Origin of the sequence: Mycobacterium sp. (assembly GCF_049647605.1) — a bacterium.
Lineage (GTDB): Bacteria > Actinomycetota > Actinomycetes > Mycobacteriales > Mycobacteriaceae > Mycobacterium.
This window is the reverse complement of the sequence record NZ_JBARXZ010000038.1, coordinates 1-12,836: the sequence shown is the minus strand read 5'-3', so window position 1 is coordinate 12,836 and position 12,836 is coordinate 1. Positions and strand designations below refer to the sequence as shown.

Genomic DNA, 12,836 nt, shown 5'->3' with positions numbered 1-12,836 from the left:
GCAGGCGGCAGCGGGGGCCGCGGCGGCCTGTTCGGCGGCAACGGCGGTAGCGGTGGAAACGGCGCTACCGGCGGTAACGGCGGCGTGGGCGCAGTCGGGGGTACCGGCGGAAGCGGTGGCACAGGTGGCGCCAGCAGTGACAGCACTTCGCCCATTGCGGGCGGCGGCGCCGGTGGCGCTGGTGGAACCGGCGGCGTCGGTGGTGACGGTGGCAACGGTGGCAAAGCCGGCTCCGGAGGCGGCTCCGGGCTGTTCGGCAAGTCCGGCGCAAAAGGCACTGCCGGTGGTAGCGGAACCGGCGGCGCTGGTGGCCAGGGTGGAACCGGCGGTAAAGGCGGAAACAGCGGTAGCGGCACCGCCGGCGGGTCGGGTGACTCGGGTCAAGGCGGTAGCGGGGCAAGTGGGAAAAGCGGTGGAGCCGGTGGAACTGGTGGGGCCGGTGGCGCTGGTGGCGCCGACAGCTGACCCACTGCGGCAGCGGTAGTCTCTCCGGTCAGCAACTCTAAGAGGTCGACACGACGATCCGTGCCGGCAATGCTGTACCGGAGAGCCAGCTGTCGAGGGTGCGGGCGAACTGCCCGGGGTGATCCAGGGGCCAGTTGTGGCCCATACCGCGAACCACTGCGTCGACTCCGTTGATCATTCGCTGCCGCAACGCTGCTGCTGACTGATGCACAAACGGCAGTTCGGTGGCGCCCGTGAGGAACAACGTGGGCGAATCCGATTTGTCCAGGCCGTCAGGAAGGGTGAAACCTGCTGACGCCACCACGATCTCGGAGAGTTGCTCGGCGGGCATGAGAGGCTCCTCAGCCGGTGCCTCCTCACGCCACGTCGACGGGTTTGCCAGTTGTTGTGCCGTTTCCTGGATGGACTGCGCGATCTCGATGGACCGCGACATCCCGGCGAACGCACCCAGCAGGAGTCGGGTCAGCCATACCCCCGGCATGGTGTTGACGATGGCACCGCACAGCAATGCCCGATCGACGACCTCTGGGGCGGTCGCAAGTAACTGTGCTCCGACCTGCGCGCCGAGAGAGTGTCCGATCAGGTGTGCTCGACCGGTGTCCACGCGGGAGCGGATCAGATCTGCGACCGCAGAGGCGGTTTGGCCGATGTCGAACGGCCCCTCGCGGACGCTCTCGCCATGCTGGGGCAGATCCGGTAGCAGGCAGCGGTACTGCGGCAGATGCGCGACCACGGGTTCCCATGACCGGCCGCTGTGCTCCGCACCGTGCAGGAAGACGAGGGTGGGAGCACCCGCCGGACCGGATTCGCGCACGAACAGCCCCATGGCAACGATCGTAAAGGGGCGGCGACCTACCGCGAATGCTCGGCCTTGCTGACGAGATACATGGCCTGCCCCGGAATCCGCAGAATGCGGATCCTCCGAGGGGTGCCGAACCCGGCTTCGTGAAGCCAGCCGTACAGCCGCGCCGGGGGGTGGACCTGCGCGCCAGAGCTCAGATACACGAACAGCCCCAGGACGTTTGCGGCAGCCGACGTGCGGCGGTTCGGCTCGGCGAAGGCATCCATGACTGCCAGCACACCTCCCGGCGCCAGCGAATCGTAGATCCTGCCGAAGAGTTCGCGGGTCTGTTCGGCGGTGAGGTGGTGGAGGAGGTTGAAGCACAGCACGGCGTCGTACCCGGTGCCGAAGTCGTCGCGGGTGGCATCTCCGTCGCGGTGCCGAACCCGGTCCGCCATCCCCGCTTCGGCGATGATTTCCCGGCCGATCGCCGAACTGCCTGGCAGGTCGAGCACGGTTGCGGTCAGCTGCGGATTGCGCCGGCACAGCTGCGCCGAGTACCAGCCGTGGCCGCCGCCGAGGTCCAGCAGGTGTCGAGCTCCGTTGGGCAGCCGAACTTTGCCGGCCACTTCGTCGGCGCTGAGCCGGGCTAGTTCCAGTTGGCCGCGGATATAGCGCCGCCAGTAGGGATCATCGGACGGCGCGTCGTGATGTCCGTCCGGTTGCCCGGTGCGGGTGACCGTCTCCAGATCTGACCACCAGGCCCAGTAGTCCGATGTGCCCGCAATGTACTGCGCGACCGACAGCGCCGATGCCGGGTCCAGCCAACGCCGCGATGAGCGGCTGAGGCGGTAACGCCCGCGCCGAACGGTGACGTGACCGCCCGAGCGCAGGCAGTCCAGTAGGAGCCGGGTCGGTACCGGATCCAGATCCAGATGAGCGGCAAGGTCTTCCGCGGTGGAAGGTTGCTGTGCCAGGCGCGCGGTGATGCCGGTACGGACGGCGGTGATGACAACCGCGGACAACGCCATACCGCCCCACGCCTCGGCTGCGGCGGTAGGAACGATGCCGGCTCGCAGCGCAAGCCACTCGGCGGGGTTGGCGCTTCGCAGAGCAAGCCTCACTTTTCAGGACCTTCCCTCACGAAATTTATTACCATGACTGGGTTCTACCTTGCGCTGCCTCGCCAGTTTTTGTGGACGGGCGCACGCAGAATTGAGGGGAACCCGACAATTACGGTCAACATCCGGACAGCAGCCCATGTCATGAGGCGGACGCGAGCACTCGTCATCGCCGGCCATCCTGGACCGTCGGTGGCGATCACGGCGCTGGCTGCCCTGTTGGCGGCGCAGGCGGCGCCGGCAGGCATGGGCCCGGTATTGACGGCCCCTGCCATGCTGGCCGGCCAGCTGTCGGTCGGCTGGTCCAACGATGCCATGGATGCTGCTCGAGACGCCGCGGCGGGCCGGACGGACAAACCAGTGGCCACCGGGGCCATCAGTGTTCGTGCAGTCTGGGTCGCGGCGGGCACAGCGCTGGTGGCGGCGATAGTGATGGCATTGGCCATCAGCGTTGCGACCGCGGCGATCCTGGCGGTCATCGTCGGCGCAGGTTGGGCCTACAACCTCGGCTTGAAGTCGACACCGGCGTCCGGGCTGATGTACATCCTCGGGTTCGGCCCGATTCCCGCCTATGCGGCCAGCACCCTGCCTGGACAACCCCTACCGACCTGGTACGCAACCGCGGCGGCGGCTTTGGTTGGCCTCGGTGGTCACTTCGCCAACGTGCTGCCCGATCTGGTCACGGATCGAGCAGCCGGGGTCAAGGGCCTGCCACAACAGGTTTACGCGCGCTGGGGCGCCGGGGCGGTACGGGCGATCGCCTTGGTTCTGCTGTTGTCGGCGTCCGTTCTGCTGGCCGTGGCGTCGAGCCGCCAGTGGGTGGGGCTGGCAGGGTTGGGCGCCGCCATCCTGCTCGCACTGGTCGGCGCCCGGGGAACCGGGCGCGTGCCGTTCGCGGCGGCGTTTGGTATCGCGGCCGTCGACGTCCTCGTGTTGGTGGTGGGTGGCTATGCCCAGATCTGAAGGTACCCAGATCATGGCGGTGAAATCCGCCTTCCCTGCACACCGGTACCCGCAGGCCGAGCTCACCTCGAAGGTGGCCGAGCTCTCCGGGCTCGGACCGGCAGAGCGGATACTGCTCGACCGGTTGCACTCGAAGTCCGGCGTCGAGTATCGCCACACCGTGCTGTCGTTGGGGGAGTACCGCAGTCTGCGCGGGATCGAGCTGGCCAACGATCGCTACATCGGGGAGGCCGTCGCGCTCGGGGCGCGGGCTCTCCAAGGAGCCCTCGATGCTGCCGGGCTGACCGGCCGGGACCTGGACCTGTTGATTGTCACGTCCGTCACCGGGGTGGCCGTGCCGTCGATCGACGCCCGCCTGATCCCCCAGCTCGGGCTCCGCCCCGACGTCAAGCGGCTGCCCATCTTCGGGCTGGGTTGCGTCGCCGGTGCGGCCGCCCTGGGCAGGCTGCACGACTACCTTCTGGCCTGGCCACAACACCGGGCGGCACTGCTGGCCGTCGAGCTGTGCTCGCTGAGCTGGCCGATGGCGGACGTCACGACGGCGGACCTGGTCAGCAGCGGCCTGTTCGGCGATGGAGCGGCCGCGCTGGTGGCGACCGGCGCGCAGTCCGATGACGGGCTCCGGGTTGTCGCGTCACGCAGCGAGGTCTATCCCGAGAGCAACGATGCCCTGGGTTGGCGGCTGGGGCAGGACGGTTTCCGCATCGTGCTGACCGCCGAGCTGGCCGACATGATCGAACGGCACCTCAACGGCAGCGTCAGCAAGTTCCTCGCCGAAAACGGGCTCACCGTGCAGGACATCACCGTCTGGGTGTGTCATCCAGGCGGCCCGAAAGTCATCGACGCCATTCAGAACAGCCTCGACCTGCCGGACGCTGCCGTGGAACCGAGCCGGCGCTCGCTCGCCGAGGTCGGCAACCTGTCCTCGGCATCTGTTCTGCACGTCTTGGAGATGATCCTCCGCGAGAAAACACCGTCATCGGGATCCGCCGGGCTGATGATCGGACTCGGCCCCGGGGTCAGCGTGGAACTGGTGCTGCTGCAATGGTGATCTACTACGTGCTGCTTGTTGTCATCACCGCCGAGCGGCTGGCCGAACTGTTGGTATCCCAGCGGCACGCAACGGAACTGCTGCGCCGAGGAGGGATCGAATACGGCAGACGGCACTTCCCCGTCATGGTGGGGCTGCATGTGGCGCTGCTGGCAGGCTGTTGGGTGGAACCGATTGTTCTGAACCGCGACTTCATTCCGGTTCTGGGGTGGTCGATGATCGTGATTGTGTTGGCGGCCAATGCATTGCGCTGGTGGTGCATCGCCACCTTGGGTACCCGATGGACCGCCAGGGTGATCGTCATTCCCGGTCTGCCGCTGGTCAATACCGGTCCGTACCGGTGGTTTTCGCATCCGAACTATGTGGCGGTCGTCGTGGAGGGGGCGGCGCTGCCGCTGGCCGGCTCCGCCTGGATCACGGCGGCAGTGTTCACCACACTCAACGCCGCGCTGCTGGCGGTCCGGCTGCGCTGCGAGACGCGCGCGCTGGCGGCGGCGGCGCCACTGCGTTAGCCAGCGTAACGCTCAGCTAACCCGATGGTCCGACTGGTGAAGGTCTCGGTCGGCCGGCCTCAGTTGGCAAAGTGCATCTGGTTCACATGTGTGGCCACCCGTAACGCGTTGGCCGCCACCGTCAGGCTCGGGTTCAAACCCGCGCTGGACGGGAAGAAGGACGAATCCACCACATAGAGATTCTGGACCTCGTGCGCCCGGTTCTGCGGATCCAACACACTGGTTCTGGGGTCAGTGCCGAAGCGGCACGTTCCACAGACGTGCCCCAGGTTGGCGTTGTCTTTGCCGCTGCCCAGCGTGGTAGTCCGGAACGGCTTCAGGATCTCTTTGAACTGTTGCATGAATACGGTGTGACGTTGGATCTCACTTGCATGCAGGCGATACTGGATCCGAAGCCGCTGGCGGCCATCTGTTTTCGGCGAATCGGATGGCAGAACTCGGTTGTCCAGATACGGCAGGTCCTCCATCATCGCGGCCAGGACGAGTCCGCCGGTGAAGAACTTCTCGTAGATCCGACGCACCACCGGGCTCATCATCCGCAGCGCCTTGCCTTGTGCGCCGGGACGGTTGACCAACCACTCCATCGGCGGTATGGCGCCGAATGACTGAATGGTGCCGTACTTCTGGCCCTCGGAGAAGTAGAAGTCGTTGAGACCGATTTCCTTGTTCGCGGCTGTGATCGAGCTGTCGGGCTGGGGCCAGATCTCGATCGGGTCCAGCAGATGACGCATCAGGTTGCGCCCCACCCAGTCCGATCCATTGGCCAATCCATGTGGCCAGTCACCGGATCGAGAGTTCAGAAGCAGCGCCGGCGTGGCAAGTGCACCTGCCGCCAGCACCACTACCTTCGCCTTGAGAGTTAGTATGCCAGAGGGGCTTTCGCAGATCAGCTGCCGAACTTGTCTGCAGTCGGCGTCCAGATGCACCACACGGCATTCCGTCAACAAGTGAGCGCCGTGTTCGGTGAGGGCCGGCACCAGACAGTTGCGACCGGCCTCGTTCTTGCACGCCCTATCGCATAGGTAGGTCTGGCAGGTGGCACAATCATCGGTGTAGTCACACGCCATCGGCAAGTGATAGGGATGCAAGCCACGCGTCTCGAGGTGGGTGACGAGCGGCTGATTGTCTGCTGAAAACGGTGGTGCCGCAGGCAGACCGACCTCGGTTGCCTCCGGTCGCAGCGGATCGGGTTGGCCACGGACCCCCAGCAGCCGTTCGGCCGCTGCATACCAGGGTTGCATTTGTTCGTACGTGACCGGCCAGGCGTCCGGCACTGTCGAATCGCCCGGGTCGCGAAAGTTCTGTCGGGGAGTGAAATCCTGGAAAAAAAATCGCTCACAGACCATTCCATACAGTGCCGAGGATCCACCCGTCCCGCTGCCGATGAAGGGCACGAACCGCTTGGAGAAGCGCTTGCTGATGTCTTCGATTTCATCGGTGGATCGTCCGGCCCGGGCAAGCGCGTCGTAGTAGGCCACGGCGGAGCGGGCAGCCGGCGGCTCCGCCACTTCTGGCATTCGTGCGCGAATGGTGCCGGGAACGCCCGGCAACGTGGAGCGACCTTTCTCGACAAACAGCACCCGGCGGCCTGACCGGGCCAGCTGGTAGCCCAGCATCCCGCCCCCCATGCCGGTCCCCACGACAATTACGTCCCACAAGACGTGCTCCGCCTCGCGATCGGACAATTCGCCGTCAGCCACAATCGAGCTCCTCAGCGCCATACTGCCCACAGCTCTACCATGCCTGGGCGATTCGGGATCGTACCATTCACCGTGGCGAAGATGCGGCCGAGAAACGAACATTCGAATCCAATGCCCGGACTCTCCACCCGCAGCTCTGAGAACCGGCAATAATGGCCGATGCGCTTCCACCATCGCGCCAAATGATCGGGATCGGAAAGGCCAGAATCCTGCGATGAAATTTGTGTTGGCAAGCTACGGGAGCCGCGGCGATGTCGAACCCGCCGTTGTGGTCGGTCGTGAACTGCAATTGCGCGGCCACGACGTACTCATGGCCGTCCCGCCCAATCTGGTCGGATTTGCCGAGGCGGCTGGTCTCACGACAGTGGCCTGTGGCCTGGATTCGCGGGCCAGTATGGCCGCCCAGCGCAAATACTGGACCATTTACTTCCGTACTCCTTGGAAGGTCAAGGAGCTGACCGCGATGGCGCGTGAGACCGAGCAATTTGCCGCCGAGTGCTGGGCGACGATGACCGAGACCCTCAAGACGGTCGTCGACGGGGCCGACCTGCTGGTCACGGGCCTGATTTTCGAGCAACCCGCCGCCAATGTCGCGGAGTTCTACGATATTCCGCTGGTGACCTTGCACTACTTCCCGGCGCGGGCCCACGGACAGCTCTTGCCTTTCCTGCCGTCTCGGCTGAGCCGCCTCATAATGACCACCAACGACTGGGCCGCGTGGCGTGGGACTCGTGCCGCCGAGGACGCCCAGCGCCGTGACCTCGGGCTCGCGAATGCGACCCGCCCCGCGGCGCTGCGGATTGCGGATCGCGGATCGCTGGAGATCCAGGCCTACGACAAGGTGTGCTTTCCCGGGCTGTCCGCTGAATGGGCGGCCTGGAATGCGCGACGCCCTCCGCAAAGACCGCTTGTCGGCGCGCTGGCGATGGCATCGCCGACGGACGCCGATGAGGAGCTCGCCGCGTGGATCGGCGAGGGGACCCCGCCGATCTTCTTCGGCTTCGGCAGTGTGCCCATCGACGACCCCGCGGACACCGTTGGCATGATCGCCGGCGCATGCGCACGGTTGGGTGAACGGGCGATCATCGGTGCCGGCGGGACCGATCTCGGCAATGCCATGGCCGGTGTCCGCGGCTCCGCGCACCTCAAGGTGGTGGGGGCGGTGAACTACGCGACCATCTTTCCGCTCTGTCGCGCGGTTGTGCACCACGGCGGCGCGGGTACCCTCGCCGCATGCTTGCGGGCGGGCGTTCCTCAGCTGATCCTCTGGACGCTGCCTGATCAGCCGTCATTTGCTGCACACCTGAAACGGTTGAAGGTGGGTGCTGGGCGGCGCTTTTCGAGCACCACCGAGAAAACACTGATTGCGGACCTGCGCAAGATCCTGAATCCCCAATGCACGACACGGGCTCGTGAGATCGCCTCCAGCGTTACACAACCATCGGAAAGTGTCGCGGCTGCTGCTGATCGAGTGGAGGAATTCGCACGCCTCAACTGCCTATCTGATTGACGACCGCGGCAATTGTGTGCCGGCGTGGGTGCCATGCGGCCGTGGCCGAGTCTGTCCGGTTTCAGCGCCAATCGGGGAATCGCGTGACGCAAATGCTCCGCCGAACTCTCGCGCATGGCAACGCCTCGGTGTGGACGTCGCGAATCGGGGTCCTCGACGCTCGTGGTTGTGCTGGTTGCCGGTCTCTGCCCGGTGCCGGAGGGCCCGTGCTCTGGAGGGGCAACTGTGTCGCAGTCGCCGTGATCGGTACTGGTGAGGGGCTCGCGGTGGCAGATAGCGCTCGGCCGGCGCCTGGAATCGGGGTACCACACCGGCTGGATCGTCGCGGCCTTCATGGCAACTCTCGCCGGCGGTGCGCCACCTGCCGGATGTCGGCGCGGCGCCAGGCGGACTAATCATGAACAAAAGCTGGGGTCGCGCTGCTTTTGAAGAAGTGGGGGTCTGTGAACGCTTCCGCTGAACGTAGTCGAGGCGGCGGCCAAATCGAGTTCCTGGCCCTGCTGACGCTTACCGGTGCGGCACCGTTCTCGGAACAATGGAGAGATAGCTGAAATGGTATTCCAGGGAACTGGGATCGGCTCCCGGTGGCCTGTTCTTCCGTGTATGTATTTCAATGTTCGGACGCTACCGAATTACTCGGAATTGCACACAATGGAGCGGAATATGTCAGATTGTTCTTCGGGATATCGGATGGGGATCAACAATTATATATGTACGTCAGAGTTAACTGAAGAATTGACCATCACACCGAGAAATACATGACTACGTTGGTCACGGTTGGGGGCGGTCAACTGACGACCGATGCGCTACACGAGCGATTCGATTCTGTCAGCCGAATCGATGACGAATTATGACACGAAGCGCGGGTGAGAAACCTTTCCAATTCTCGAACGTTGAACGTGGACAGTGATTTAGACTCCCCGCGAGCCCGGGCGGGGATGAGGGCTCCGGCTTCATCTGTCAGAAGCCGCAGGGAACTGAAGGGCTGACCGAGATGGTTGAAGGTGTGTTCGGGCGTAGCGACGCCGAGGTCGACCTCCTGGTCCGCGGCATGCGGTCGGGAATCGCAGTGGTGGGTTTCGGTTACATCGGCACGGTGATCGGCGCGGTTCTCGCGGATAGAGGCTGGCCGGTGACGGGAATCGACGTGCGACAGAACGTCGTCGACGAAATCAACGAGGGCAGGACGGCCGTACCGGAGCCGGGGCTCAGCGAGCTCGTCGCGAACAACGCCGGCATCGGCAGGCTTCGCGCCACAACCGATTTCGGAGCGATCGCGGACAATGACTTCATCATCGTGACTGTCGGGACGCCGCTAGGGCCGGACTTTGAGCCCATCGTCGACGACATCACGGCAGCGGCGCAGGCGGTGGCCCAGTACTTGCGGGCCGGCCACCTCATCATTCTCAAGAGCACAGTGCCCCCGGACACCACGGAGAAACTCTTCCTGCCGATCCTCGAGGAGGTATCGGGGTTGCGGGCCGGGGTGGATTTTGGGCTGGCCTTCTGCCCCGAACGGCTCGCCGAAGGTCAAGCCATTCATGAACTCACGTCGATTCCCGTTGTGGTCGGCGCCGTCGACGAACGCAGCGCTCGCGCGTGCTCGACACTTTGGCGGCACGCGCTGGGAGTTGAATCCGTTGTCGTCGACGACCCACGCACTGCGGAGATGGTGAAACTTGCCGACAACCTCTGGGTCGACCTCAACGTTGCGCTCGCCAACGAGCTGGCCAAGGTATGCGACCGGCTCGGGATGGACGCACTACAAGTCATCGAAGCGGCCAACACCATGCCCAAGGGCGGTCGCGAAGCGAACATCCTGAGGCCCAGCATGGGAGTTGGCGGATACTGCTTGACGAAGGATCCGTGGTTCGTCAACCATCTGGGTCAGAGCGTCGGATTGGACCTGGAGATCCCGCGGACGTCGAGGACCGTCAACGACACTATGCCGGCCTACACCTATGGACTGCTCACCGAGCTGCTTTCCGCGCAGGGCAAGACGATCGAGGACAGCAAGATCGCAGTGTTGGGCATCGCGTTCAAGAACAACACCGGTGATTGTCGCCTCACCCCCACCAAATACGTTGTCGAGATGCTCGAGGAATCCGGTTGCAAGCTGTCCGTCCATGATCCCTGGGTGCCCGAGGAAGAGGCTCACACGGTGACGTCGGTTCCCCTCACCTCGGATATCGAGTCGACGGTCAAGGATGCTGACGCCTTGGTGGTCCTCGCGGGACACCGACAGTTTCATCAGATTCCGCTGGTCCGGCTTGCGGACCTGACGGCAGAAGGATGTGTGTTTCTCGACGGACGCAACAGCTTTGACCCCGCCGCGGTACGCGCCGCCGGGTTTGTCTACAAAGGGATCGGCCGTTAGCGCCGATCGTCGGCCAGGAATCGGTATGCACTAGTGGAAGAGCAACTATGTCTAATGTCGTCGTAACCGGCGGTTACGGCTTTGTCGGGTCGCACCTGGTCGACGCCTTGCTGGAACGCGGAGACACGGTGACGGTGTTCGACTTCGCACGCAACACCCGCGACCGCAGTATCGATTTCGACCGGCATCCCAATTTCCACTTCGTGCAAGGTGATGTCACCGATCTCGCGGCACTCGAGGTTGCCTTGACGCCTGAGGTCGACACGGTCTTCCACCTGGCCTCCGTCGTCGGTGTCAACAAGTATGTCGAGGACCCGCTCCGCGTTGTCGATGTCGGCGTGACCGGCACCCGAAATGTGCTCGAGCTCAGTCACCGGCACGGCACCCGAGTGGTGTTCACCAGCACATCTGAGGTGTTCGGGAAAAACCCCGACACTCCGTGGGCAGAGGACGACGACCGTGTTCTCGGTTCGACCAGGACCGCGCGGTGGAGCTACAGCACCAGTAAGGCCATGGCCGAGCACATGGTCTTCGCCATGCATGACACCCACGGGTTGCCGGTGACCGTCGTCCGCTTCTTCAATGTCTACGGGCCCCGCCAGAATCCGATTTTTGTGATCTCGAAGAGCATCCACCGGATCCTCAACGGCCGGCCGCCATTGCTGTACGACTCCGGCGACCAGACTCGATGTTTCACCTACGTCGACGACGCCATCGCCGGCACGCTGCTGGCTGCCGACAGTGATGCGGCGATCGGTGAAGCGTTCAACGTCGGCAGCATGACCGAGACGACGATGCGGGATGCCGTCGGCCTGGCGATGAAAATCGCGAGTGTCGACTCGGTGTCGAGCACCATGGCCTTTGACACCGCGGAGCGCTACGGCGCTCGCTACGAAGACATCCCGCGTCGTGTCCCGGACTCCACCAAAGCTCAACGCGAGCTGGGCTGGCGCCTTCAGGTTGACCTCGAGGAAGGGCTGCGTCGCACCGTCGAGTGGGCACGGGCCAACCCCTGGTACCTCGAAGGTTCCGCGGGAGATGAACCCTAGGACAGTCGCTGGGTGGACACTTCGGATTGTTCGTCGATCCAGTCGAGCAGAGAGCGCAGCCCGTCTTCGAGGTCCCACTTGGGGCGCCAGTCGAGCTCCTTTGTCGCAGGCTCGATGTCGCATCGTGCCGCGCGTACGTCACCGTCGCGGAACCGGCCTACGACGGCTGGTTCGGGAGCGTCACAGATGGCGGCGATCTTCCGGGCCGCGGTGTGGATGGTTGTTGGTGTACCGGAGCCGATGTCGAGGCAGCGTGGCGCCATTGTGGGCGGTTTCTGTACGGCTGAGGACAACGCTTCGACCACGTCTTCGATGTAGACAAAATCGCGCAATATCTGCCCGTCCTCGTACACCTCCAGCGTGCGCCCGTCCCGCGCGAGCCGGGCAAAAAGAGCGACTATCCCAGTGTAGGAATTGGTCAGCGACTGGCCCGGCCCGTAGACATTCTGGAGCCGCAGCACGCTGAGCTTGGTGTCGTGAGCGGCGGTCCAGGCCGACAGGATGTGCTCTTGGGCGAGCTTGGTCGCGGCGTAGATGTTGGTTGGCCGTGGCTCAGTTCGGTTGGCGCAGCTGGCAAGCGGCACCGCGGGATCACCGGTGGGGCCCTTCGGATCCCATTCCCCGGCCAGGAGCTGAGCGTGACTGCGAGGCTGTGGATAGAAGGTGTGTCCGCCGGACTGCCAGGCGCCCTCCCCGTAGACGGCCCGAGACGACGCGAGGATGAGCTGTTCGGGAACATGGGCGCAGCGGCTGAGGGCATCAAGAAGTTGGGTGGTGCCCACCACGTTCACCCCACCGTGGCGGGTGGCCTCGGAGAGTGACTGAGCGGTTCCCGTCTCGGCGGCCAGATGGACGATCTGGTCTGGTTGCATCAGTCGCAGTACGGCATCCCAGTCAGGGGCATGCGTGACGTCGCCGGTGAGTAGCCGGACGCTGGGCGGCAGGTCGATCGCTGCCCGTGCTCCGTGCACTTGCGGGTGCAAGATATCGAGCACTGTGACGTCGTAACCAGCTGTGACGAGTCGGCGAGCGAGTGCAGAACCAATGAATCCTGCACCGCCGCTGATGAGTACGGACGTTGACATCAGCCGAACCTCCTATTGGTTGTAGGCGAGTGCGCGGTCGGCGAGTGCGCCGATGGCCGGGCTCAATTGGCGGGCGTACTCGACGGTCAAGTGATTTCTGTCGAGGTAGACGAGGGTGTTGCCGACGATGACGGGGCAGCGGTCTGGGGTGCAGAACAGGTCGGTGAGGTCGGCGTAGTGTCCGCCGCCGGCTTCGGTGGCGGTGGTTTCGGCGGTGATGCC

Annotated in this window: 11 protein-coding genes and 1 pseudogene; 7 read left to right on the top strand and 5 right to left on the bottom strand. The window is 64.5% G+C overall.

Annotated features, from left to right (window positions below; genetic code table 11):
- A pseudogene (locus WBB07_RS05425) lies at nucleotides 1-484 on the top strand (hypothetical protein); the annotation flags it as partial.
- 18 nt (nucleotides 485-502) lie between these two features.
- Here the strand turns inward: WBB07_RS05425 and WBB07_RS05420 are convergent.
- Complete coding sequence (locus tag WBB07_RS05420) at nucleotides 503-1,291, bottom strand: alpha/beta fold hydrolase (protein ID WP_526305498.1); 789 nt, start codon at nucleotides 1,289-1,291, stop codon at nucleotides 503-505.
- Nucleotides 1,292-1,317: 26 nt separating this feature from the next.
- Nucleotides 1,318-2,370 (bottom strand): SAM-dependent methyltransferase, encoded by a 1,053-nt coding sequence (locus WBB07_RS05415; protein ID WP_526305496.1) that lies wholly within the window; start codon nucleotides 2,368-2,370, stop codon nucleotides 1,318-1,320.
- Between the two features lie 141 nt (nucleotides 2,371-2,511).
- On the opposite strand from WBB07_RS05415, the gene WBB07_RS05410 reads away from it, so the two are divergent.
- From WBB07_RS05410 to WBB07_RS05400, 3 genes are read left to right on the top strand one after another with little or no spacing between them, the layout of a single operon-like run.
- On the top strand, nucleotides 2,512-3,330 hold the full coding sequence (locus WBB07_RS05410) for a UbiA family prenyltransferase (RefSeq protein ID WP_526305494.1): 819 nt from the start codon (nucleotides 2,512-2,514) through the stop codon (nucleotides 3,328-3,330).
- Nucleotides 3,317-4,381, top strand: coding sequence for a type III polyketide synthase (locus WBB07_RS05405; protein ID WP_526305492.1), 1,065 nt, complete (start codon nucleotides 3,317-3,319; stop codon nucleotides 4,379-4,381). The genes WBB07_RS05410 and WBB07_RS05405 overlap by 14 nt, the downstream gene beginning before the upstream one ends.
- A complete protein-coding gene (locus tag WBB07_RS05400; protein ID WP_526305500.1) occupies nucleotides 4,381-4,893 on the top strand; it encodes an isoprenylcysteine carboxyl methyltransferase family protein in 513 nt (170 codons plus the stop codon). The genes WBB07_RS05405 and WBB07_RS05400 overlap by 1 nt, the downstream gene beginning before the upstream one ends.
- Nucleotides 4,894-4,952: 59 nt before the next feature.
- Here the strand turns inward: WBB07_RS05400 and WBB07_RS05395 are convergent, their stop codons facing one another.
- Complete coding sequence (locus WBB07_RS05395) at nucleotides 4,953-6,593, bottom strand: GMC oxidoreductase (protein WP_526305490.1); 1,641 nt, start codon at nucleotides 6,591-6,593, stop codon at nucleotides 4,953-4,955.
- A gap of 214 nt (nucleotides 6,594-6,807) precedes the next feature.
- Here WBB07_RS05395 and WBB07_RS05390 point away from each other — a divergent pair, with 214 nt between their 5' ends.
- The 3 genes from WBB07_RS05390 (at nucleotide 6,808) to WBB07_RS05380 (ending at nucleotide 11,529) form a co-directional block, all read left to right on the top strand.
- Nucleotides 6,808-8,103 carry a glycosyltransferase gene (locus WBB07_RS05390; protein WP_526305488.1) on the top strand — a complete coding sequence of 432 codons (1,296 nt, stop codon included), beginning with the start codon at nucleotides 6,808-6,810 and terminating at the stop codon, nucleotides 8,101-8,103.
- Between the two features lie 994 nt (nucleotides 8,104-9,097).
- Complete coding sequence (locus WBB07_RS05385) at nucleotides 9,098-10,480, top strand: nucleotide sugar dehydrogenase (protein ID WP_526305486.1); 1,383 nt, start codon at nucleotides 9,098-9,100, stop codon at nucleotides 10,478-10,480.
- A gap of 47 nt (nucleotides 10,481-10,527) precedes the next feature.
- Nucleotides 10,528-11,529, top strand: coding sequence for an NAD-dependent epimerase/dehydratase family protein (locus WBB07_RS05380; protein ID WP_526305484.1), 1,002 nt, complete (start codon nucleotides 10,528-10,530; stop codon nucleotides 11,527-11,529).
- Here the strand turns inward: WBB07_RS05380 and WBB07_RS05375 are convergent.
- Complete coding sequence (locus WBB07_RS05375) at nucleotides 11,526-12,614, bottom strand: NAD-dependent epimerase/dehydratase family protein (RefSeq protein ID WP_526305482.1); 1,089 nt, start codon at nucleotides 12,612-12,614, stop codon at nucleotides 11,526-11,528. The genes WBB07_RS05380 and WBB07_RS05375 overlap by 4 nt on opposite strands.
- Nucleotides 12,615-12,626: 12 nt before the next feature.
- Nucleotides 12,627-12,836 (bottom strand): SGNH hydrolase domain-containing protein (locus WBB07_RS05370; RefSeq protein ID WP_526305480.1); only part of this gene is annotated, 210 nt, incomplete at its 5' end.

Bases quoted from the DNA above. Each gene is read 5' to 3' on its own strand.
- WBB07_RS05420 (WP_526305498.1), bottom strand. From the start codon at position 1,291: ATGGGGCTGTTCGTGCGCGAATCCGGTCCGGCGGGTGCTCCCACCCTC.
- WBB07_RS05410 (WP_526305494.1), top strand. From the start codon at position 2,512: ATGAGGCGGACGCGAGCACTCGTCATCGCCGGCCATCCTGGACCGTCG.
- WBB07_RS05405 (WP_526305492.1), top strand. From the start codon at position 3,317: ATGCCCAGATCTGAAGGTACCCAGATCATGGCGGTGAAATCCGCCTTC.
- WBB07_RS05390 (WP_526305488.1), top strand. From the start codon at position 6,808: ATGAAATTTGTGTTGGCAAGCTACGGGAGCCGCGGCGATGTCGAACCC.
- WBB07_RS05385 (WP_526305486.1), top strand. From the start codon at position 9,098: ATGGTTGAAGGTGTGTTCGGGCGTAGCGACGCCGAGGTCGACCTCCTG.
- WBB07_RS05380 (WP_526305484.1), top strand. From the start codon at position 10,528: ATGTCTAATGTCGTCGTAACCGGCGGTTACGGCTTTGTCGGGTCGCAC.
- WBB07_RS05375 (WP_526305482.1), bottom strand. From the start codon at position 12,614: ATGTCAACGTCCGTACTCATCAGCGGCGGTGCAGGATTCATTGGTTCT.